Annotated in this window: 18 protein-coding genes; 4 read left to right on the top strand and 14 right to left on the bottom strand. The window is 60.7% G+C overall.

Going from position 1 to position 22,743, the window contains the following annotated elements; translation table 11 throughout:
* Positions 1-153: 153 nt before the first annotated feature.
* The 9 genes from ASD38_RS23895 to traA all read right to left on the bottom strand — a co-directional run bounded on the left by ASD38_RS23895 (position 154) and on the right by traA (position 16,184).
* Positions 154-306 carry a hypothetical protein gene (locus tag ASD38_RS23895; RefSeq protein ID WP_156390671.1) on the bottom strand — a complete coding sequence of 51 codons (153 nt, stop codon included), beginning with the start codon at positions 304-306 and terminating at the stop codon, positions 154-156.
* A 396-nt stretch (positions 307-702) separates the two neighbouring features.
* Positions 703-3,381, bottom strand: coding sequence for a DEAD/DEAH box helicase (locus ASD38_RS11415; RefSeq protein WP_056460195.1), 2,679 nt, complete (start codon positions 3,379-3,381; stop codon positions 703-705).
* Positions 3,378-5,021, bottom strand: a complete 1,644-nt coding sequence (locus ASD38_RS23390) for a site-specific DNA-methyltransferase (protein WP_082560740.1) — start codon at positions 5,019-5,021, stop codon at positions 3,378-3,380. The genes ASD38_RS11415 and ASD38_RS23390 overlap by 4 nt, the downstream gene beginning before the upstream one ends.
* Positions 5,018-6,808, bottom strand: a complete 1,791-nt coding sequence (locus tag ASD38_RS23385; RefSeq protein WP_082560739.1) for an AIPR family protein — start codon at positions 6,806-6,808, stop codon at positions 5,018-5,020. Before ASD38_RS23385 ends, ASD38_RS23390 begins: the two co-directional genes overlap by 4 nt.
* Before the next feature lie 10 nt (positions 6,809-6,818).
* Positions 6,819-9,137 (bottom strand): AAA family ATPase, encoded by a 2,319-nt coding sequence (locus tag ASD38_RS11405; RefSeq protein ID WP_056460189.1) that lies wholly within the window; start codon positions 9,135-9,137, stop codon positions 6,819-6,821.
* Positions 9,134-9,319 (bottom strand): hypothetical protein, encoded by a 186-nt coding sequence (locus ASD38_RS11400; RefSeq protein WP_056460186.1) that lies wholly within the window; start codon positions 9,317-9,319, stop codon positions 9,134-9,136. Before ASD38_RS11400 ends, ASD38_RS11405 begins: the two co-directional genes overlap by 4 nt.
* Complete coding sequence (locus ASD38_RS11395; RefSeq protein WP_056460184.1) at positions 9,316-12,171, bottom strand: SNF2-related protein; 2,856 nt, start codon at positions 12,169-12,171, stop codon at positions 9,316-9,318. Before ASD38_RS11395 ends, ASD38_RS11400 begins: the two co-directional genes overlap by 4 nt.
* A gap of 455 nt (positions 12,172-12,626) precedes the next feature.
* Complete coding sequence (locus ASD38_RS11390) at positions 12,627-13,316, bottom strand: DUF6118 family protein (RefSeq protein WP_056460181.1); 690 nt, start codon at positions 13,314-13,316, stop codon at positions 12,627-12,629.
* Between the two features lie 9 nt (positions 13,317-13,325).
* On the bottom strand, positions 13,326-16,184 hold the full coding sequence (traA, locus tag ASD38_RS11385) for a Ti-type conjugative transfer relaxase TraA (RefSeq protein WP_056460178.1): 2,859 nt from the start codon (positions 16,182-16,184) through the stop codon (positions 13,326-13,328).
* A 171-nt stretch (positions 16,185-16,355) separates the two neighbouring features.
* Here traA and ASD38_RS11380 point away from each other — a divergent pair, with 171 nt between their 5' ends.
* The 3 genes from ASD38_RS11380 (at position 16,356) to ASD38_RS11370 (ending at position 19,253) form a co-directional block, all read left to right on the top strand.
* Positions 16,356-16,622 carry a conjugal transfer protein TraD gene (locus tag ASD38_RS11380; RefSeq protein ID WP_056460175.1) on the top strand — a complete coding sequence of 89 codons (267 nt, stop codon included), beginning with the start codon at positions 16,356-16,358 and terminating at the stop codon, positions 16,620-16,622.
* The gene (locus tag ASD38_RS11375; protein WP_235523821.1) at positions 16,603-16,944 is read left to right on the top strand and encodes a conjugal transfer protein TraD; all 342 of its coding nucleotides are present in this window, start codon (positions 16,603-16,605) and stop codon (positions 16,942-16,944) included. The genes ASD38_RS11380 and ASD38_RS11375 overlap by 20 nt, the downstream gene beginning before the upstream one ends.
* A gap of 179 nt (positions 16,945-17,123) precedes the next feature.
* Positions 17,124-19,253, top strand: a complete 2,130-nt coding sequence (locus ASD38_RS11370; protein ID WP_056460172.1) for a DUF262 domain-containing protein — start codon at positions 17,124-17,126, stop codon at positions 19,251-19,253.
* Between the two features lie 323 nt (positions 19,254-19,576).
* Here ASD38_RS11370 and ASD38_RS11365 read toward each other — a convergent pair whose 3' ends face one another.
* The 4 genes from ASD38_RS11365 to ASD38_RS23380 are packed head-to-tail and all read right to left on the bottom strand — an operon-like array spanning position 19,577 to position 21,360.
* On the bottom strand, positions 19,577-20,071 hold the full coding sequence (locus ASD38_RS11365; protein WP_056460170.1) for a hypothetical protein: 495 nt from the start codon (positions 20,069-20,071) through the stop codon (positions 19,577-19,579).
* A complete protein-coding gene (locus ASD38_RS11360) occupies positions 20,064-20,405 on the bottom strand; it encodes a sigma factor-like helix-turn-helix DNA-binding protein (protein ID WP_056460167.1) in 342 nt (113 codons plus the stop codon). The genes ASD38_RS11365 and ASD38_RS11360 overlap by 8 nt, the downstream gene beginning before the upstream one ends.
* Entirely contained in the window at positions 20,405-20,866 is a 462-nt protein-coding gene (locus ASD38_RS11355; protein ID WP_056460165.1) for a hypothetical protein, read from the bottom strand. The genes ASD38_RS11360 and ASD38_RS11355 overlap by 1 nt, the downstream gene beginning before the upstream one ends.
* The gene (locus ASD38_RS23380; RefSeq protein ID WP_082560738.1) at positions 20,863-21,360 is read right to left on the bottom strand and encodes a hypothetical protein; all 498 of its coding nucleotides are present in this window, start codon (positions 21,358-21,360) and stop codon (positions 20,863-20,865) included. The genes ASD38_RS11355 and ASD38_RS23380 overlap by 4 nt, the downstream gene beginning before the upstream one ends.
* A 545-nt stretch (positions 21,361-21,905) precedes the next feature.
* Between ASD38_RS23380 and ASD38_RS11345 the strand changes: the two genes are divergently transcribed.
* Positions 21,906-22,106, top strand: coding sequence for a helix-turn-helix transcriptional regulator (locus ASD38_RS11345; RefSeq protein WP_056460159.1), 201 nt, complete (start codon positions 21,906-21,908; stop codon positions 22,104-22,106).
* A 44-nt stretch (positions 22,107-22,150) separates the two neighbouring features.
* Here the strand turns inward: ASD38_RS11345 and ASD38_RS11340 are convergent, their stop codons facing one another.
* Positions 22,151-22,741, bottom strand: a complete 591-nt coding sequence (locus ASD38_RS11340; RefSeq protein WP_056460157.1) for a PIN domain-containing protein — start codon at positions 22,739-22,741, stop codon at positions 22,151-22,153.
* Positions 22,742-22,743 lie beyond the last annotated feature (2 nt).

Below are 22,743 nucleotides of genomic sequence, written 5' to 3'. Positions count from 1 at the left end.
CGGGGGTTCGCGCATGTCCAATCGCGGAACCGGACTGGAATTCTCTGACGCGACGTCGCTTGCCATCACCCCGAACCTTTCGAAGGCTTCTAGAGCGTGGACGGTCCGATTTTTAGCTGGGGCGGGGCATAGGGTGAAATGCTGAGGCCGGCGTCACGTCGAACCCAGGTTCAGCCCATGGTCGGCGATGCGGGCCGCCCCCGGCGGCGCGCCGGACGTCGTATGCTTTTCGTCGGTCGAGACGACCGACTCCGGCCTGGCGTTTCCGGCCCTGACGCCGCCCACGAGCCACGTTGATCGCGTCATCGGCTAGAGGTCGCCGCAAAGCCTTTGCAGGCAAGCGGATTTCGAGACGGCTACGGCCGTCTACGAACATCTATGAACAAGGGGGTGGCGGAGAGGGTGGACACTCAAGTTCCGTAAAATATTAATAGTTACAAATGGTTAGGTTGCTTTTGGCGAGGCTTCGTCCCACAAATCGATCCGCAAAGTTCCAAAATATGAGCAGGTCTCAGGTTATGCTGCTGAGTAGGATCGCGATGGCGCGCGACCTACTGGTCGTGCACTTGATTGTCAAAAGGGCCGTCTCATGCTTGAGCGACGTCCTCGTCACTGGAAGGGTTTGTCTGTCAGTGGTGCCAAACACACCGCCGTGCGGCACCTCAAACCGAAATGTGCTCCGCGTGGCGATTTAAGTATCGCCTAAGCGAACTGCTTGACTAAGAAGTCGAGCGTCATGTTCTCAGCAATCGCGTCGTGGGGGATCAAGGCATATTGCCATGTCTTCCCGCCATAGGATCTCGCGTGCTCTGACGCCCAGCCGCACCATTGTATGGCGACGTCCCTCTTGGCGAGAACATCCTTGTCCTTCATCTGCGTCGCCATTTTCGGTTCCAGCATCAAGATGCGACCCTCGGTCTCAGCGACAAAGTCCGGCTGGTATTCGAGGTGGTCGTTGCCGCTGCGATAGAACATTTGAAACTGCCCCTTCGCAGGTCGCATCCATTTGAGCGACTCGCGCTCCAGGATGACGGACAGCTTACGTTCCGAGTCCGATTGGAACTTTGTGACGGTCGAAAGGCACTTCGTGAACCCACCGAACAGGTAGCGCGCCATGTTGCTCTTGTCGGCCGGCGCGAAACGATAATCCAAAGGAGCTTCACGTAGCGCGGTGTAGGCGCTTTCTCTTAGCTCGGTGAAGCCCTGCCTGACCTCGTGGTGATACTCTACGGTGTCGTCTTTCCAGAAATGATCCTGCATCTGGGCGTGCACGGCGCGAGCGATTTCCCGCTGATGCAGCGCCAGCACTTGGCCAGCTTCATTTTCGGGGAGATAGCCGAGCAAGTGGCCGACTACCTGTCCGGCCAACTCGTAGAGCAGGTCGGCGTGGTCGTCATAGGCAATGTCGGGGAAGTCGATGAGACCGCTGACGACATAGTCCTCCAACCGTCGCTCCACGAGGCTGGCTTGGGATAGTCCGATAACGTCAACCTGGTCGGTGCGCAGGTGCTTGGCCCAAAGTTCGGCGCTGGGCGCTGGATAGCGCATCCCCGCAAGGTCGAGTGCAAAAGGCTTAAACCCTGCCTTGACCTCGCCCTTCGGCATGACCGTGATGCGCGGAATGTCGATCGTGCGCTCGACCATGAGTTTTGCGGTAGCGGCGATGACCGCCGCCATGTCGGGGATCGGCTTGGCAATCCCCTCCAATTCCATCTGCGCCGGCTGATACTGGGCTTGCACCTCGCGAACGACCTGCTCCTGCACGGCTGGGCGCGAGAGGTAGGACACGCTTGGCACTTTGTCGGGCTCGCGCGCCAGTTTGCGGAAGACGTCATAGGCCAGGCGTGCGACGCGGAGGTCTTCGGGGTCGGCAAAGGCCAGTTCTGGTGCTAGTCCGGCAACCGCCGCGCCACCTTCGCTCTGTGCTGTTTGCAGGCCCAGACTTCCAAGGATCGAGGGGGCGGCGACCACCGTCACTGTCTTGCGTTCAAGGTCGCCGGCGTCGAGGACCAACTGCTTCAGGCGGATGGGCGAGTTCGGGTTATGCGCCTCCTCCACAATTTCCTGAAATCGGTCATGTGCGATGATGTTGAGCCGGTCAACGGACGTCACGCCTGTGCGCTTGCCGTAGGGAAGGCGCAGGCCGCGGCCGATACTTTGCTCGATCAGGGTTCGGGCATTGGCGGCCCGCAGGGGGATGATTGTGTAAAGGTTGGTCACGTCCCAACCCTCTTTCAGCATGTTGACGTGAATGACGATCTCGACAGGGTTGTCGCTGTGTTCGACGGTCAGCAGCTTTTCGACCGTCTCTTCCTCCTTCACGCTGGAATCCACTTGGATAACTTTGGCGGAGTAGCGGCCCTGGAAGAACGCATCGGATTGGATCAGCGCCATCAGCTCGGCGGCGTGGGTCGTGTCGCGCGCGATCACGAGGACAAACGGCTTGACGATCCTTTCACCGTTCTCACGGGCGTAAGTCTCAAGATCGACCTTTACGCTTTCGTGCAATCGAACGCCGTCCTCCAGCTTCATCAGCTGAACGGCATCGGGCGATTTACCCGCCGGATTGAAGTCCTTGCGAGTGACGACGGCGGGCTCTTTGACGAACCCGTCTTCCATTGCACGGGCGAGTGGGTAGTCGAAGATGACGTTACGAAACGCCACTGGACCGCGCGGGCTTTCGACAAACGGCGTGGCCGTAAGCTCTAAGCCTAGGACAGGTTTCAATTCGTTGATGGCCCGCATTCCCGCCGTGGCTCGGTAGCGGTGCGATTCATCCATCAACAGCACCAAGTCCGGCAGACTTGCGAGATAGTCGAAGTAGCTCTCACCGATTTCCTCGCGGAAAGAGCGGATGCGCGGCGAACGGCCGCCGCGCACCTCAGACGAGATCTTCGCAATATTGAAAATGTTGATGGTGGTCGGGAAGAGCTGGCCGCCCGATGCAATCTGCCGCTCATAGGTCTCGCCTGTGGTCAGAACAGGCGGCGAAATGGCGAACTCCGAAATTCCTCTGAAGACGTACTTGGCCGTGTTCGGCGTAAAGTCGACAATCAGCTTGTTGTAGATAGTCAGGTTGGGTGCCAGCACAAAAAAGTTGTCGATGCCGTGCGCGAGCTTCAGGTAGGCGATGAACGCGCCCATCAGTCGCGTCTTCCCCACGCCCGTTGCCAGCGCGAAACAGAGCGACGGAAAACTCCGTTCAAAGTCCTGTACGCCAGGAAATTCGCTGCTGATGATATCGTGAGCGGTAGCGAGATCGTTGGACCGAGCCAGTGACACGATCTCGGTCACTCGGTCCAGAATCTCAAGACTACGGCGCTGCGGCGGTCGCAGGCTCAGACGCCCGGCAATGGCATTCACATGACGGAGGTTGCTCATAAGGCTTCCCCGTCATCGAACAATCCCGGCTGGGCTGCGGTCGCCCGCGTCACTTCCGTTTGTGGGAGATTGGCGACATTTAAGCTGTAGTCATCGTGACCCCATTCGCATCGAGCGCGAATATGATTGGGAATCTTGCGAAGCGTCAGGTTGGGCCAGAGTTCGGGATTCGCGCGGAATGCAGCGCACAGGATCAATAGCGAGCGATCACTCCCAACCTCTTCGCTGAGCGCAGCCAGCTCCTCAGGCCCCAGCGATTGGGTCGTTACATAAAGGAAGTCTCGCTCCGACGAGTGGCCATGTTGCCAATACACATCAGGGCTGGGCTCGTACGCGAAGCCCTCCAGCTTGCACAACGCCTGCGCCAGCATAGCTGGATTATAGTCTTTCGAAATGACCTCGCGGCCCCATTTGTCTTTTTCCAGTAAGGATGGTGCAAGCTCATAGTACCGAAAGCCGCCGCCGCCTTTCCATTCCACTACTTTGCTAATGCCGCCTGGGTCAGCGCCATCGATAACTTTCTTCAGGCGTGGGACTGTATGTGTGTCGCAAGTTTCTTCGAGCTCGACCATAATCCAGCGGCGCCCCATCTTTTGTGCCACCGCGCCCGTCGTGCCAGATCCGGCGAACGAGTCCAGAACGAGGTCATTTGGCTTTGTAGAGATCTGAAGGATGAGCTGAAGCAGCTCCTCGGGCTTCGGTGTAGAAAAGGGCTCGATATCCGGAAGCAATTTTCTTAGGTGGTCCCGCTTGGCGCTTTGATTGGTTCCAGCCTCTGCTGCTGTCCAAAATGTTCTGGGAACGACGCCTTGTTGTACTTCCGTCAAATACCGTTTGATGACAGGCATGCTGTCGCCCTTGGCGCCGAAGTGCACCCGCCCCTCAGCACGAGCGGTTTCGAAATTCTCTCTCGAAAATCGCCAGTAGTTTCCTGAGGGTGGGGTAACTATACGGCCAGATGGGAGCGTGATTGGAAAGCGCGCCCCCTCCGAACCGCTCTTAGCTGTTCCATTGTCGCCTTGCAGCCAACGACCTCTCGGGTCTTGATCAGGATTCTTATATCGAGCTTCCTGGTCTGCTGTTCGCGGCAATAGATTCCTTATCTTGCGCCAAATCTCGCGGTTCTTGGCGTATAGTAGGATGTGATCATGTGCCGACGAAATGTCCGTGTCCCCCCGGCGTCCTTGGTCTTTTTCCCAGGCAAATGAAGAAACGAAATTCGTTCGGCCGAATATCTCATCGCACACTACCTTGAGGTAATGCGCTTCATTGTCGTCGATTGTGATCCAGAGAGAACCATCTTCAGACATCAGTCGCCGAATAATCTCAAGACGGTCGCGCATAAGGCCGAGCCAAATTGAGTGCTCAAGACCATCATCGTAGTGTGTAAAGGCGCTTCCTGTATTGTAGGGTGGGTCGATAAAGACACATTTCACCTTACCCGTATATTCGGCTTCAAGGGCCTTCAAAGCGAGGAGATTGTCGCCATGAATTAAAACATTATCGAAGATGTCGGCCGGTCCCACCTGCGCGGCAGCGTGATAGCTCTTCGAGGCATCCTCGATAAGTATGCGCGGCTCCAACCGGGGGCGATTTTCCTTGCCCACCCACGTTAGCTCGAGCTTCTGCTTTTTACTCATGTCACATCGCCAGCTTGGGGAGCTTTGCTCGAAAGATAGCCGAATAGTCGCTCTGGATAAGCCTGTTGTTCAGTGTTGAGAGCGAGTAGAGGCCCTAACGCCTTGTCTTCTTTCAGCCCATAATCTGCAACCATCAGCCCCCTAATGATTGCGGTTACATCTGCCTGATTTCGAAAAATGGCCAGTGGGCCTCGTTCTGCTAGGAATTCTTGGATTTCATCCCACAACCTCTGGCGAAGGCTATCCAGCAGCGGTCCAGCGACCGCAGCCAATTTGTGGGGCTCGACGCTAGCTTGACCATCTATCGAAACGCTAAACCGCTTCATGAGAATGAAAGCTAGCACATAGGCCCCATGCCTATACGCGAGGCGTTCTTGCTGACTTTGAGCGGCAGATGCCTCCTGATTCATACGGGTCATGATGTATCGAAATACATCGACCGCGTTGCGAATTTGATAGGCCGAAAGCGCGCCGGTAAAGATCGCGTTGTAGGGATACTCACCGACCATCTGCAGTGCGGCGGAGCTGCGTTTTGCTATTACCGGTAGGCGCGGATCCACACCTCGCATAGCGAGCGCGTGTGCGGCCTCTTCAACACGAATGGTGGCCGGGTCCGCGTGATCCTGGGCTTCGGCCTGGTAGGCGTAGCGAATACCGAGGAGCGCCAATTCGCGACGCAAACGCTCTTGCTCTGGATCGAGAGCTGTAAAGTCCGCCGCCTTAACCGTGTTTTGGTGATTACGCGACCGAGTCACGCTTCGACCAAATTCATCATCCTCATCGGCGGCAATAATGGTAACTAGAACTCGCGCAGCATCAATATTTCCGCTTTCTGAAAGTTCCAGAAACCGGGCTGCGGAGGCAACCGTTTGCGCGCCATTCACGATCGAAAGCCTATCGATTTTGAAGTTCTTCGTGTCGCGAGAACCCCTCCGCCCTTCGATTCGCTTACACAGCATAGTTACGCCGTTGTTGAGAAATTCAAATTGAGCAGGCTCCTGCGCCAGGGTCTCAGCGATTGCTATATTTACATCGGTCCGGTGACCCAAAGAGGCGCGAATATTCTTTGCGTATAGCGCGCGCCCATGAAGTTGGTGAAGGCGCGCAAGATCGCCCAATTTGGCAAAGCCTATGTATGCTTTCCTGCTGCCGGAGGTGCCGGCCCAGTCCTGGAGCTGGAGGTTACAATTTACGTGTTCGTGGGCATGAACGCCTCGGAGTGCGGCCAGGATCTCGCTCGAAGAAAAGTCTTTTACCTGATTGACGAAACGCTCTTCGCCGTGGGCGTTGTCAGCAATTAGGTCGGCAATTGCATTGGCCGGGTATTGCTTAATTACGTCGCCTAAATGAGCGACAACGAGCTGAATCTTTTCGCAATTATCTAATGCATCCTCAATTTCAGCCGTTCTGTCGATAATATTTTGGTTGAATCCTTCAAAGTCGCAGGAAATTAACTTGCGAACACCCTGGCAAAAGCCATTGGCTTCTTCTTGGGAGAATTCATCGGACGCCTTGAGTTTGCTCTGCACAAGATACAGCGTCAGGTCGTCCCTGTTGTAGAATATTGCGTCGATGCCAAGATCGCCAAAATCGTCCACGACTGACGCGCAAGCGTCAGTTAACGGCGCGCCACACAATTGATGAAGAGCGAACGCACTGAGAGCGCGTGAGATATTTTTTTGAATGTTCTGTGGCGCATTTGTCGACGGCTTAAGCAACGGTGGTAGCTGGCCGATATATACTTCGGACAAATGAGTTCGGAGCAACGACTGCTGAGTGTGATCCATTTTGGGGGTCTCAGCTCGGCTTCTTGAGAGGATGCAGACGGCGCGAATCGGCGCTGTTTCGCCAGTAGCTGCCAGACTTATCGTTGCTAGGCCAACCGTGTTCCCGGTGCGTTAGGGCGTCCACCAGCTGCTCGACTTGTTTGGCGAAGCCAACCGCGTCGGCGTCTAGCATTTCGAAGGATATGGCTTTGAAATGTGCGCCAAAAGCGTTCCGCGCCTGCGCAATGCGAGCCAGCTCATCAAGGATCGGTTTTAGGGCGACCGTAGCTGATGGCGGAGCGGCAGGGTCGGTGATGCCGTCCCGAATTTCGACCTTTAGCGCGTCGCGCAGCTTGCTGTTTATCGCGGGCAATAGGTCGCCCAATGTGTACGCGGCCCCCTGGCGGCGAGGGACGGCGCATTCATATTTTTGAGTGAGGTAGTCCAGCGCCGCTTCAAGGATCACGCCGGCCTTACTGCAAATCGCCTGCGGATCATGGGGCGAAGCGGCGAGGAGCGACTTGAGTCGGTCGATCTCAGGCAACGAGCTGGTGACACGGATGCCGTAGTCAATGCCCCAGTTCGTCAATTCTACGAACTGACATGGCTGGCCCGGCTTCAGCCAACCCCAGCGGTATTTCTCCCTCCAGGGACGATAGTGGGTCGTCACGATGGTATGACGGAACTTGCCGCTGACCTCGTAGACCATGCCGATGACGCGCTCGACATGCGGCTCGTCTATGCTGCCCAGCACGTCATCCAGGATGAGAATGGTATCCTCGGGCCGATCGCGTAACGCCAAGGCGAGGAATACGCAAAGGCCCAGCGTGTCCAAATGCGACTGGCTGAAATACGCCTGTGGTGGCGCATCCTGGCCGGCGAACTTGGCCTTCAACTCCATCGACGCGCGCTTGGCGGGATCGAGGGGGAGCGCAATGGCGTCCAGCCCTTCGCCGGGATGGACGGCTTCGTAGAGCTTGCCCACGTCTTGGGCGATCTCTGAGATGATGCCATCGGTGAACCTTTGACGTTCCTCGACACATTCGGTTAGAGCTAACTCGATCTTGGGCGTCAACGCCGCGAGTTCTTTGCCGCGCGTGACGTTGGAATCATACCGCTCCGCGGCCCCTTTCAGGGCTGCGATGAACTTCGTCTCCTCGTGCCAGGACGCCTCCACCGCAGGCCATGAAGTCGCAATATCGGCGCTGTTCGCCAGCCACTGTTCCAGCTTGGTGTGATCGGTGGGAGACGTGGTCGGCAGTTTAACTTCGGGCTTCCAGCTATGTCCTGTCAGGGCTGCTGCGAACGCAGCGGTCGCCGTCTGGAAGTCCGTTTCGACACGCGCCAAACTGCTCTGGGCGGCAGCGAGCGCTGCCTGGCTGTTCTTCTTGGCCGTGTCGGCGGCCTTAAGCGACGCGAGGTTTTTGAGGCGCTCTCCAATGGACGCCTTCAACCCACTGATGTTCTCAGCACTGCTACAGAGGGGACATTCAGCAGCATCGGGATTGGCGTGCAGATAGACACTCCCCGCTTCCAGGACCGCGAGCGCCTCCCCGGCACCCTCGGTCGCCAATGCGAGTGCTTCGGCGAGAGCCTTGTTCGCGGCCGGCAAAGCGCCCTCCGTCGTGGCGACTGCCGCCCGACCGGTGGCAAACTTATCAGGATAGGGCTTGAGTGCCTCGAACGCCGTACGCAGCTCGCCAATGGCGGCAATGTCGGCGGTAAGGTTGGTCGCGGGCTCGGCAAGTTTTTTCTTCGCCCAGGTAACTGGGTTGAGGCCGGCGGGATTACCCGCAGCATCGTAGAAATTCTGTAACGCCGCCAGGTTTTCGTTTTCGGCGTCCAGGGCCTGCTGCTTCTCCGTGCCGAGCGTCTTGCCGAGTTGCCGAAGCGCCTCCTCGGAACGCTCGAACGCCTCAATGTCGATGAAGCGCTTTATCTTGTCGTAGCGCGCCGCCGGCTGGGCCTGGATCAGTTCTAGGATCTGGCGCTGGCGCAGCAACTCGATGCGCGGTCGTGCCGATTCCGGCGACACCAACACCTTCTTGCTGACGATCTTGCCGGTGCAGGTGCCGGCGCTCGTTTCCAGGGCCACATGGACAGCGGAGGCTGCCTTTCCGGCCGTCGGCCAGAATTTGTCCAGCCCCTTGCCCATGCCTCGGTCTTCGATGGAGCCGACTCTATCGAATGCCAGAAACTCGAACGCATCACAGATTGTAGTCTTGCCGGTGCCGTTCTCGCCATAGATCAGGGTGAGCTTTTTTCCCTTCTCGAAGTTGAGATTGAACGTCGCTGCAGAGCCCCGAAAAGCCGTAAGCGTGAGGGATTTTAACATCGCTGGCGCGGTCATGAATTTCCCGCCTTCATCGACGCGAGGTCGATCTCACTTTTCCAGTCTTCGCCCTTCATGGTGCCCGCAGCGACCTTCTCAATGAGGGCGGCGCGCTTGTCCGCTCGCAGTAAGCCGGACTTGATCAATCGGTCCACCGTCAATGCCGCGAGCTCTTCAGAGGGAACGCCACTGCCGCTCATGTCAGCCTCCAACGAACGGTGAAGAGCGACTCGACACCAACTTTCTGCTCTAGCTTACCTTCGATCTGGGCGATCAGCTCGGTACGCTGTTCGTCGATCTTGTCCTGCGCATCGAACAGGGAACGGCGCTTTCCCGACCGTTCCGCTTCGAGCGCCTTAACCGCCTTCTGCCCCGCCAGCTTCTCTTCGAGCGTCAGGGCGACAGTCGCGGCGCGACGAGCTTCCTTTATCTGGCGGTCCAGCTCCTTCAGCTCCCGCTCCAGACCGACCTTCAAATCGTCGGCCCAGCCGTCGAGCTTGTCCGCTTCCGCCTCGAAGAACCGCGCATTGCGCTCGGAAATGTTGCGGCGAATGGCGGCCTGCTGCTCCGACAATGCCTGCCCCAGAATCGTCGAAGCCCTGTCTGACAGAACGGCTTCGGCCGTTACTGAACCGCCGACCGTCATCAGCCGGGAAGAAATCTCATTGCTTAGCGGCACACCCGCGTCGGTCACGCCTGACAATAGCAAGTGGTCTTCGCTCTGACCGAGCGCATCTACGGATAGAAGCGACGCCGTCAGCCAGCCGGCCTGCCCCACCAGCGGTTCGACCTGGGAGATGCGGCCCTCGTGATGGGAGTAATCGAATGCGATTTCGACGGTGGGAAGCGCGCGCGATCGCGAGCGGGAGATAATCGCCTCCCCGAGAGGATGGTTGACGCGGAAGAGATGTGCCTCGCCGGTTCGGCGTGGAAGTTCGTAGAGCCCTGTCGGAACGCTCGTTTGGTCAACCCAGTCCGGTAGGATCTGGAGCCGGAAGGACGAGGTGTCGACAAACTCCGCCAGGCCATCCAGCTCATGCTTGGCGAGCCGCATCAGCTGCTGCTCAAAATAGTTGAGATGCAGGTTGGTGTCGGCGTTGCGGACCTTCAATTTCTCCCGCACCTCGTCGTCGAAATTTTCCAACAGCTTCCGGCGGGCATGCGTCATGGCCTGGTTGATTTCGAGGGTCAACTCCTGCTGGAGCTGGTCGAAGGCCGCCCGGATTTCGCCGGTCTTCCGGCATTGCTGGTAGATTCCGGCGATGCGCTTCTCGAAGTCCACGCCGGATTCGATGGCGCCCAGCACCTCATCGCTTGCGCCGAAGACTCCCTCGAACAGTTGGAATTTTTCCGAGAGAAGTTCGTAGACGCGCTGGTCGGCTTCGTTCTTCTGGTTAAGGAAATTGACAACCACCACGTCGTGCTTCTGACCGTAACGATGGCAGCGACCGATCCGCTGCTCGATCCTCTGGGGGTTCCAAGGCAGGTCGTAATTCACGACCATGGCGCAGAACTGGAGGTTGATGCCCTCTGCTCCCGCTTCGGTGGCGATCATGATCTTGCCCTGGTCACGGAAATAATCGACCAGCGCGGACCGCATGTCGGCGGTCTTCGATCCCGTGACGCGGTCCGACCCGACGTGGCGCGCGAGCCAGGCTTTGTAGATCGCCTTGGATTCGTCGTCGGTGTTCGAGCCATTGAACAGGACGATATGGTCCGCTAACGGACTGTCCGCCAAAACCCGGAGCAAGTAAGATTGAGTGCGGCGGGACTCCGTGAAGATGATTGCCTTCTCGTCCGCGCCGAATTCCCGCGCCTTCGCAAAGCCGACCTCCAGCGCCTTTAGCAGCGCCCGGCCTTTGGCATTCTGCTCGATAGAGGTCGCCAGTGCTGCGAACTCCTGTAGCTCCGCGATCTCCAGCTCAAGCGCGTGTTGGTCCGCCTCGGTGAGCACCTCGGTGTCGTCATCCAACCATTCTTCGGCAGTCTCTTCGAGCGCCTCGTAGTCCTCGTCCAACTCGTCGATGAGTGACGCAGGCTGGCTTTGGTCGAGGCGTTTTTGAAGCCGGTTGGAAATGGACGACAACGCGCCGGCAATGGCAAAGGTGGATGACGCCAGCAGCTTGCGCAGAACAAGCGTCATCAACGAGCGCTGACTGGGCGGCAGCGCCTGAAGATTTTCGCGCTGGAGATAGGCTGTGACGAGATTGTAGAGCCGTTCCTCCGCGTCATCCGGATCGAACTTCTCCAAGATCGCGTGCCGCTTGGTGTATGGGACGTAAGCGGTCACCTGGCGTCGTAACGTGCGGTGGCAGATCGGCTTGAGCCGCTCCTTCAAAATCTGAAACGTTCGCTCCTGCGACGTATTTGAGAACTGCTCCCGGAAGCTCTTGAGATCGCCGAACGTGTGCTCGTCGATGAAACTGATGAGGCCGTAAAGCTCCAGCAGGGAATTCTGCAGGGGGGTGGCGGTCAACAGGAGCTTGTTGCGCTCGGCCAAAGCGCCCTTAAGCGTGTTGGCGATGATGTTGGACGGTTTGTAGACGTTACGGAGCCGGTGGGCTTCGTCGATCACGACGAGATCCCACGGAGTGGCCCGCACGTCGGCCGCCTTGTTACGTGCGAATTGATACGAGCAAATCACGATGCTGTCGGACTGCTCGAACGGCCGGAAATTTCCAGCCTTGATCTCGGCGTTGTAGGATTTCGACTCCAGGATCGTGCAGGGGATGAAGAACTTTTCGTTCAACTCCTGGTGCCATTGCTTGCGGAGATTGGACGGCGCGATGATCAGAATCCGCCGCTTTCTCTCAGCCCAGCGCTGCGAAATAACGAGTCCGGCTTCAATCGTTTTCCCAAGGCCGACCTCGTCCGCGAGCAGCGCGCCTTTTGACAGGGGCGAGGCAAAGGCAAAAAGCGCGGCATCCACCTGATGCGGATTCATATCGACCTGCGCACCTGCGACCGCGACGGCTAGCTTGTCGCTGCTATCTGAGGGGCGCCGGCGGCTCAGGTCGTTGGAAATATATTTTGAGTGATAGTCGGTGATCATTCCTGCCAACTATCTATATTTATACACGTTTTTGGTTCTCGGCTTTTACTAGCGTCGGTGCAGACTACGTCGGCAGGTCCTAGTTCGGTGATTCCGCATGCTCAGCCCTCAAGGCTAAGCTAGCAAGCGCTAAAGTTGCGTCCAGCGCTGATCAATCGGATTCCTATCAGACGCCACAACGCAGAACATGCACCGCTAACACTTCGAACGACGAGCCTCTGGAAATGGATCTGTGTCATCCCGGAGCTAGCGAAGGACCATAGCCGCAAAGCGGACTTTTGGAACTTTGCCTTTGGGTCAGGACTGCGCATTACAATCCCGGGGGGCGATCTTCGCGCCGACTAATCACCGCATATGGTGCGGGGAATAAGGCCATTAATCTCCGCAGAAGGTCGCTGCTGGCCTATCTCCCGCGCCTCAACCTGGGCATTCGCGAGAAATGGAATTGCCGAACCTCAGATACCCAGCTGGATCAAACACCGCTGGGGACGTCTAGCTGGCCTCAAATCTCTCGCGCACTTGGCGAGCACGTCTCGGTTCTGCGCAACGATCGCCGCACCGTCGCGGCTGTCCTGCCATTTCCGAGCATCGGCAGTCTCCAACAGCCGCTCACCAGCGGACCAGAGATCCCGGCGAAGCGTGCGTGCAGCCATCTTCTCGGGCCAGGCCCATTGATCGGGTGCAGCCCGAGCAACAACGCCAGGCAACCAACCGCCGAATAGTCCACCGGCTAACATCCCAACGAGCGCCATCTGGATGAGCCGGCGATTTTGGAGGCGCGCTAGCCGCGCGGTGTTGACCCAGCCGCGAAGATCGTCGGCTGCTCGTTGAAGTATCTCCTGGGCCTGATGCAACGTCGCGCGGTCCTGTCGCCGGGCCTCGTCACCGGCCGCCGTGATCTGCCGCGCGATCTCAGCGGGCGTAGCCGCCAACGCCGGACTCGTCGCCAGCTTCCCTATCCGTCCAACTGCGACCCTCACGCCCTGAGCGATCTCCCCCAACGTCTCGCTGTAGTCTGGCGCCGACGCGCGTTCGGCGGCCAGCCCTGCCAGAGCCACGTTGAGCAAGGCCACCTCCCGCCGCAACGCCTCGAACGCCACCGCCGCCGGATCGACTGGCGCTTCTGATCCGATGTCCTGATCCATCCCATCCTCCTACAAGCCAAGTCCTCGGCCACGCCCGATGCCGAGGTAGTCAGAGAGCCCCTGGCCCACGCTGCGCCCCATCTCGGCAGGAAGCCCAAGCTCCGGCCGTCGGGCGCGCAGCAGTGAGTCCACCTGCGGATCGCGCTCCAAGCTCTTGGCCATCGCGCCCATGCGCGCCTTGACCTGGCCGGCGCCGGTCATGTCGCCCGTGCGATGAAGCGCCGAGCGCTGGCGCTCAAGGCCCTGCCAGCGCTCCACGAAGCGATCGGCCCGCAGACGCGGATCGGCCCTGACCTCGGCCTCAAGCTGAAGGACGCGGATCGCTCGCTGCGTGCGGCCCGAAGCCGTCTCGCCGGCCAAGGTCGGATCGCGCACATAGGCCCGCTCCAGATCCTTGGCCGCGTGCGGACCGATCTTCCCCACGGCCTCGCGCGCCTCCTCCAGCGCCCGCCGCTGATGGGCCAGCACCGGCAAGCCGCGGTCGTTCATGCGCATGACGTCGCCCGCGGCTCGTGCGTGGCGCTCGATCGCTCGGCGCTGCGCAAGCTGGTCGTCATCGCGCGCCGGCGCCAACGGTTGATGCGCTGGGATGGCCGATCGGAACCCGGCGAACATCCCGCGCTCGCGCTGCGGCGGCTCCTTGGGCCGCATCGAGGCCGGCACATGAATGTCGCGCCGTTCGGCGAAGTCGCTGGCCATGTCCTTGGCCCGCTCGCGCGACAGCACGCGGGTCAACTTGCTCAGGTCTTCGAACTCGTCTCGGCCGTAGTGGATCTGCACGCTGTCGCGATGCCGCGACAGAGCGACATAGGCGCCGTGGCGGTCCATCCCCGGCGTCGCCAGCACATGGGTCCGATCGACAGTGACGCCCTGGCTCTTATGGATGGTGGCCGCATAGCCGTGATCGACCTGGGCGTAGTCCTTCAGGTCGAAGGCGACCGATCGTCCAGCGTCGAGCCGCACGGTCATCTGGGTAGGTGAGACCTGCTCGATCTCGCCGAGCATGCCGTTCTTCACACCCAGCCCACGATCGTTCTTCAGGAACATCAGCCGATCGCCGGCCGCGAAGGCGCGCTCGCCGCGCTCGGCCTTGACCGTCACGTCCTCGCCCAAGGCACCGGCCCCGCGCAGCCGATCACGCGCCGTCAGATTGAGATCGCGGACCTCATCGTTGGTGTGGGTCAGGATGATGCGGCTCTTGCCCGGCTCGGCGACCCGATCGCGATCCCACCGCTCGACCAAGTCCTCGCGCGCCTGGTCGCGGGTCACGGCGGCATGGACCATGCCACGCGCCTCGTAAGCGGCCAGCGCCTCGCCCGTCCGTCCCGTCGCCAACTGCCGCGTGGCGTCCCGCTGCCAGTCCTCATGCTGCCGGCGAACCTGGGTGATCTCGACATGAGAATGACGCTCGGCGATCGACCGGAACGCCGCCCCGGCCTCGATCGCCTGAAGTTGTTCGGGATCGCCGACCAACACCACCTTGGCCCCGGCCTTCTCGGCCGCCGACAGCAGCCGCTCCATCTGCCGCGAGCCGATCATCCCGGCCTCGTCGATCACTAGCACGTCGCGCGCGTCCAGCAGTTCGCGACCCTGCGCCCACTGATGTTCGAGACTGGCGATGGTGCGCGACGCAATCCTCGATCCGCCCTCCAGGTTCTCAGCGGCAATACCCGACAAGGCCAGGCCTTGGACGCGATAACCCGCGTCCTCCCAGGCCTCCCGCGCCACGCCAAGAAGCGCCGACTTGCCTGTGCCGGCGTAGCCGACCACCACGCCCAGATCGCGCGCCTGGGTGACGTGCTCGAACGCCGCCTTCTGCTCGCCGGACAGGACAAGACCGCGTTGCGCGGCATGGGCCAGGGCGCGGCGCTGATCTAGCTCGCTGACTCGATGCGCACGGCGTTCGGCCATCACGGCCGAAGCGCGATGCAGACGGTCCTCGACCGCGATCATCTCGCGGCTGGTGAAACGGTCCTGGCCGCGTCCGTCCTGGCCCAAGGCGATCATTTCGGGGGAGGTCTGCACCGCCCCCATGGCCCGGTCGAACTGCTCCTTCCCATCCGAGTGGCTGTGAATGAACATCGCCAGATCGCGGCGGGTGAAGGTCGCCTGCTGCTTGGTGATAGCGTCCAGGGCGATGTTCGGATCGGCGATGATCCGCTCGCCGTTGGCCCGCGCGATCTCGTGGTGCTCATCGAGCCGATCAGCCTCCAGGCCCTCGTCGGCCCTGTGGCCAGCGGCCGGACCGATCTTGTTCTGCGGCTCAAGGTCGATGCCTTGGGCGGCCAGGCTGCGATGATCGACCCGCGCGTCGATGTCGAGTTGCGCCAGCCGCTCATTGACGTGGTCGGCCCAAGCCTCGCGCCAGTGCTCGACCAGCTCGGTGCGGTTCCAATCGCGGACCTTGGCACCGAACCCGTCCTTGCCCACCTCGCGCATCGACAGCATGACGTGGGCGTGGGGCTTGGCCAGGCCGTCAGCTCCGACGTCCCAATGCACATTGAGGTCGGCGACCATGCCACGATCGACCATCTCGCGCTGGACGAAGTCGCGCGCCAGTTCGATCCCCTGGGCTTGGTCCATCTCGCGCGGGATGGAGAACTCGACCTCGCGCGAGAGCTGGGCGTCCTTGCGCTTCTCGCCGGCTTCGACCGTGTTCCACAGCGCCGCGCGATCGGCCAGGTGCTCCGGCGCGCCGTCCGGCAGCATGACCTCGGAATGGACGACGCCGCTCTTGTTGGTGAAGTCGTGATCGCGGTCCAGCCGCTCATCGTGCAGCCGCGAGGCCGAGCGATAGGCGGCCGAGGCCACGGCGCTGGCCCCGGTGGCGCGGCTGATGACTTTGACGGAGAAGTGGAAGATCGCCATGGCGACAGACCACTTACTGCCTTAAGCGCACGTCGGCACGACGTATAAGCGCGCCCTCCAAGATTAAAATCTCGGGAGGGACCGGACCGTCCCAATGTGTTCCGGCGACCTTACAGCATTCCGAGGTCCGCTGTTTTATCCTGAGCGCACCCCGCCATCATGGAGACTGCGATGCGCAAACCTCGGGACTTCGACGCTGAGCTAAAGACGCTAGGGGACAAGGCCAGGACGCTGAAGGAGCGGAAGATCAAGCAACTCGGCGAACTGGTGATCGCCACCGGGGCGGACGCGCTGGACGTCGAAACCTTGGCGGGCGGGTTGCTCGGCCTAGTCGACAGCGGTGACGCGACCCGCAAGGCGGAGTGGCGCAAACGGGGTGCCGGGTTCTTTCGCAGCGGGAAGGCAGACCCTGCGCGAAATGCTGGTGGCGACCAATGACGCGACCCGGCGAACCACGGCGGCGCGACACCGGCTTGAGGCGCGACGGGCCAGGACGGACACGCGGGCCTGGGTGATGCAACGCCGGGAGCGGACTCACCACCTGATCGAACTGGGCGGCCTGGTGCAAAAGGCCGAGCTCGTCGAGCTGACCGGTGACGATCGCGCCGCCCTTTACGGCGCGTTCCTGACGCTGGCGATGATGCTCCAAGGCGAGGACCGCGAACATACCCTGGCCCTTTGGCGGCGCGGCGGAAAGCGGGCCTTCGAGGCGGAGACGTCAGTGTGTCACTCCATCAAAACTGGATCAGAGTCATTTTGAACACCGTCCAGCGGCGCAGCAGCGGGACCGTGCCTTACCGTTGCTCGGGGCAGCTTGCCTGCGACGGCTCGCCAGTTTGATGTTGATGGATCGAAGGCACCACGCGGCTCAACCGAAAATGGTTGTGACGGGCGACCTAGCGAATAGTCTCCGCCTGAAGTCTGAATTGGGGGAGGCGCATGAAGCCGTATACGCGATCGATAATCGAGCTGTTCGACGGCAAAAAGCGCTACCTCATTCCTTTGTATCAGCGGCAGTACGCCTGGAAAGTTGAACCGCAACTTGAACTGCTTTGGGAGGATATCGAGCGCGCGGTTCGTCGAGTGAACACAGATCGTGCCTCGCTCACCCCGCATTTCATGGGCGCGATTGTGATTGCGCAGATGAAGACTTTTGGAAAGCAGGTCCAAGCGTTCGAAATCATCGACGGCCAGCAACGCCTCACCACCTTCCAGCTTCTGCTGTCGGCGATACGTGACGTAGCAGCGGCGAACGGATCGAAATATGCCGACGAGCTTCAAAAGTATTTGCTCAACGATGGTGTGATGGAGAACGCCGAAGCTGAGCGTTTCAAGCTTTGGCCCTCGCTGACGGATCGTCGCGCTTTCGTTGGGCTGGTGGATCCCACCACCGATCTGGATGCAATAACGCCAAGGCCGGCTGACGAAGATGGATTTGTCCGGCGCGCCGTCGCCGCCCACGCATATTTCAAAGCGCAGATTGAGGGGCACGTTCAGCTTGATGGTGTGTTCGAGGAGCACCGCCTAGAGACGCTGTTTGAGGCGTTGAAAGAGGGCCTAGCCATCGTCTCGATCGAGCTTGAGCGTGGTGACGACCCCCAGACAATCTTCGAGACACTCAACAGTCGCGGCGTCGAATTGACCCCCGGCGACCTCATGCGCAACTTCATCTTTCAGCGCGCGAAAGGCATGGGACAAAGCGAGGGATCGCTGGTCGTCGACAAGCTGTACGAAAAGCACTGGTTGCCGCTGGATCGCGCGTTTTGGAGCCAAGTGGATTCCCGGGGGCGGCAATCCCGCCAGCGCCTGGATTGGATGCTGACCGATCACCTGTCGATGCACATAGGCAACCTGGTGTCAGTGGAAACGCTGTTTGAAGGCTACCGGCGATGGATCTTGAACGAGACGCCGTTTCCGACGGTCATTTCGGAACTCGAATCCATCACCGCAACGGCGGCGGTAGAGAAGCGCCTATTCGAACAGGTCAGAGGTGATCCTCTTGGCGATTTCGGCCGGTTCGCCGACGCTTTCGACGTCTCCACCGCAATGCCGCTTGTCGTCTATCTTGCGACAAGCGCTGACAGCGCCGGCGAACTTTCACGCGGGCTCGCCGTGCTGGAAAGTTACATCCTCCGGCGTGACATCTGTGGTTTGACGACCAAGAACTATAATCGCCTTTTCATTGGAATTATCGACCGACTTCGGGCGGCGGAAGGCAATCGGGTTGATGCCCTCATCGCCTATCTTTCCAGTCGACACTCTGAAACGGATCGATGGCCGGATGACGCGGAATGGCGTCAAGGTTGGCTTGGGCGGGATCAGTACAAGGGGGCTCGCCAGCCAAGGCTGCGTTTCTTGTTCCAAGCGATAGAGCAAGCAAAGCGCTCAGCTCTAAATGAGGACATCGAAATCAAGTCGGCGCTAACGGTTGAACACATCATGCCGCAGGGCTGGCATAATTCGTGGCCCGTAGTTGGGCTCGATCATCTGGATGATCTGGATCCCGAACGCCTTGCTCGCGACATGGAACGAACGGGGGCGATCAATAAGCTCGGCAACCTCACCCTTCTCACCGGGGCGCTCAACTCTTCGGTCTCCAACGGACCTTATTCGGTCAAGATGCCCGCCGTTCGTTCGCATTCCAGCTTGGCGCTCAACCGAGAGCTAAACGGGTATGAGGTATGGAATGAGGAACAAATCGCCGCGAGGGGCGCCGCGCTCTTTAAGATCGCCCGTGAAATTTGGCAGGCTCCCGACCGCCGAGATGGCATCAATCCAATATCTCCGGCGTGGGCCGACATAGCCGCTCAGCGTTCAGGCTTGCCCGCCGATAGCACCGCCTGCCGGTTCACCTATTTTGGCAAATCCTATGCTGGTCGGATCGAGGGCGGCGCGCTTGTGATCGATGGGATCGAAGGTCGATTCAACTCCTTCTCTGCCGCTTCTCGAGCAGTTACCGAGACGAACCGTAACGGCTGGAATGATTGGCACATTCAGGAGAAGGGCGGCTGGACGCTGGCTGACGATTGGAGAAAGCGGCCAGCCCTAGAAGCTGAGCAAACTTTCTGAGGTTGCCTTGGGCGGTGACTGAGGCGGGGTAACGGCGCCAAAATCCAAAACGGATTGTCGTCATTGCGGAAGCGGACAGCCGCCGCCGACCTTCGCTCGGAGACAAGACGCCCTGGATCGCTTGGTGGAACAAGGGCCGGACGGGCTGGCGCGCGTCAAGGGTGCGCCCTGCGGGCGCATCGCGGAGCGACGGCGAAGCCGCCCTTGACCCGCACCATCCCGCCCGGCAGAGGCTCTCCAAGCGCTCCAGGGCGAGCACCGACCGTTCCGGTCCTGGCTCCCGCAGGTTGGGGAGGGCAAGGCGGCTGCCATGGGTGGCTAGGCTAGCGCTTGCAAACGGGCGCCCCGCAGTGCGGACAGCGCGCGATGCGCAGCTCATCCATCGTCGCCTTGAAGAGTTCGTATCCGTCGCCCTGCTGATGGACCATGACCTGTAGCGCCACCTCCAACTTGGCGGCGACGCCGTGCATGTCGTGCGCGCGAACTTTGGGCAGGGCTTCGAGCCATGCCTCGCGTTGGTCGAATAGCGGTTTCAACTGCTCGTCGATGGCGTCCATCTCTTCGGAGGGCAACAATTCCCCACGCTCCTCTGGCGTCATGCGCTCCCATCGCTTCTGACGCACGAGGATGGTTTCCAGGTCCGACCAGCGCAGACCCAGACGGTCGATCTCCGCGTCGAGCGCCAACCACTCGGCGCAGCGGGCAACGGCCGCGTCCGGGACTGCGGCGCCACCGGCCCCGGCGACCACCGGTGCGGCGCTGGCCGCGCCGATGACGACGCGCCGGGAAACGGCGAAGGGCTCCTTGTCGTCAGACATCGGGATGCTCCGCGTTGGACAGGTTGATGGGCTTAGGGCGGACGCGCTCGATCAGATCGACCGTGCGGGAGATCTCGCAGAGCGCGTCGGCCAGGCGCGCCTGAACGTTGCCGACGGAACGTCCCAGGTGGCGAGCGATCAGCGCGTAGTCGAGCGCCTCGATGTTGTTGAGCAGGAAGACATCCCGCGTCTCGCGTCGAAGGCGGAGCACCGCGTAGGACATGACTTGCTGGGCGTCGTGTGGATCGAAGACACGGCCACGCCAGAGATAGGGATGTCGCCAGCGCCACCCCTGGCTGACCACAAGCGGCCAAGGCATGCGCAGGCGCAACATCACGCGGTGCCCTCATGATCAGAAGCTTCGCGTCCGCCGGCCACGGCAATGGCGTCGATCAGGTCCCGGACCGTCGAGCAGGCCTGCGACCAGCAGACCGATGCGATGGCCTCGGGCGGCATCTGTGAAATAGCATGGACTTGGTAGTACGGGCCAAGAAGCGCGGCCAATTCTGGAAGAGCCTCTGGGGTGCCGTTGAACCCCGCGCGCCCTGCGAACCTCAACGCCTTGCTCAGGTCGTGGCGGAGATAGACACGGTTCCAGTCGTCGCTGATCCCCCGGTGCAGGAGGTGCGCCTTGAGCGCCAGTTCGATCGCGATGGCCAGGAAGTAGCGGGTTGCCTCGGGATGTCGCGGCAGCGCCGCTTCGGCCGCTTTGTGGAAGCCGGCCGCGTTACGGCGGAACGTCGCCGCCAGCGGGCGGTCAGCGCCGTCGCGTCGCCGGGCACCCCGGTGGGTCACTTGCCACCGGAGGAGAACGTCGCGAGGTCGCGGACCGCGCGGGTGATCAGGCCGTGGGCTTCGGGATGATCTTCCACGAAGATCAGGCGGGCCGCCACCGCCAGGTTGGCAACGACCGCCTCGATGCTCTTTGCGGGCTTCGGCCGCATGGACTTCAGGAGGGCGTGCCCCTCGACCTCAAGCACGTCGAGCCGTGCGTCGATCTTGGCAAGCCTGGCGCCTTCGGGGATCGCGGCCTGCTGGTCCGGTGAAAGGCGATACCAGTTGCGCTTGGTCATCAGCCAGCCTTCGAGCGTGCCCCATTCTAACTGGAGGCGCCGTTGTTCGGCTTCGATGGTCAGCCAGCGGTGGCAGATGACGACTGACGGGTCAGTATCAGCTGCGACCGTGCCCCCAGCCACAAAGGGTGCTGCGGAGCCGACAGCGAGCACAGAGCGCCGTGATAACTGCGGCGCGCGCACATCCGCACTCTCCGCCTTGCGGCGCGAGTCCATGGCCTGAACCTTTCTGTTCACGTAAGAACAGTGTCGTACCACGTCGTAACGCACCGAAGCAACAGAAAATGTTCTCTTCGGAACATGAAACGTTCACAATGCTCCTTACTGCTTCGCAGATCAGGGCCGCGCGCGCTCTCCTGGAATGGTCCCAGCCTCAGCTCGCTGAAGCTGCTGGTCTCTCCATGATGAGTATCCGACGTATGGAGGGGCCATCTGGACCCGGCCAACGATCCGCCGGCAACGTGGAGGCCGTGAGAAAGGCCCTGGACGACGCTGGTGTAATATTCATTTCGGCAGACGACGCGGCTGGTCCAGGCGTGCGGCTGAAGAAGTAACGCGCGCGTCGCAGCGGACCGCCGCCAACATCATCAGAGCGCTACCACCGGCGCGGGGGCGCGTTGAGCCTACGCTAGAGGGCGCCCAGAGCCTGTCTTAGTACGCTTCCGTACCCTTTGGCCCCGCGAGGCCTTGCGGCCGCCGCTCACCGATCCAATTCTGGCTCATCGAATGCCTTGAGATCCCAGTCTGTGGAGCTTGCAACGATGGCCGACCTCGACCGCATAGTCCGCCTCAAGACCGTGCTTGCGCGCACGGGCCTTAGCCGATCGACCCTCTATCGGAAGATCAGCGAAGGCTCGTTCCCCAAACAGGTTGCGATCAGCGCTCATGGCGCGGGGTGGCGGGAGTCGTCGATCAATCGCTGGATCTCTGACCCAGTTGGATATCGACACGAGGCCAGCTAGGCCTTCCCATTCCCGCAGCGCGGAATGACTCGACCAAGCCGCAGCTATAGCGAGGCAACATGGGGTCGAAGGACATCGACGGTTTCGGTCAGGCCCTCGGCTTCCATGTCGAGGAGCAAGACCTCGGCGGTCTTCTCGGGTCGCTTGAAGCGCTCGCGCATCGTACGCACTGCGGCCACGGCGCGACCGGGATCAAGCGCGATCGTATCGGCGATAAAATCGTCGGCTGAGCGCGCCTCAAGATTCAATGGCCCCAGAATGTCGGCCGGAAAGTCTTTCAGGTTATCGGTGACGATGATCGCCGCGCGCGTCTTCAGCGCGGCGGCAAGAACATGGGCGTCGCCGGGGTCGGGCAGGGTATCGCAGGCGCAAAGCATGCTCTGGTAGTCACCGACGTCGGCTTCCTCGAATGCCGTCTCCATCGCGCCGCGAGCGCGGCGCGCGCGCTCCGCCGCGTCCGCCACGCCTCGGGCGACGAGAATGCGTTCGATCGCTCTTTCCGTTTCGTCGAGAATGGCCTGCGACCAGCGCAGCCGAAAGAAGTCCGCTTCGGCAAGTGTCAGAAGCAGATTCCGCTTTAGCGTGCCTGCTAAACAGCATGCGTCGACAAGTGCGGTGAAGCGGTTGGCAAACACGG

Source organism: Caulobacter sp. Root487D2Y, from assembly GCF_001427165.1.
Lineage (GTDB): Bacteria > Pseudomonadota > Alphaproteobacteria > Caulobacterales > Caulobacteraceae > Caulobacter.
Note: the sequence above shows the minus strand (reverse complement) of the source record. Positions and strands in the feature narration are given on the sequence as shown.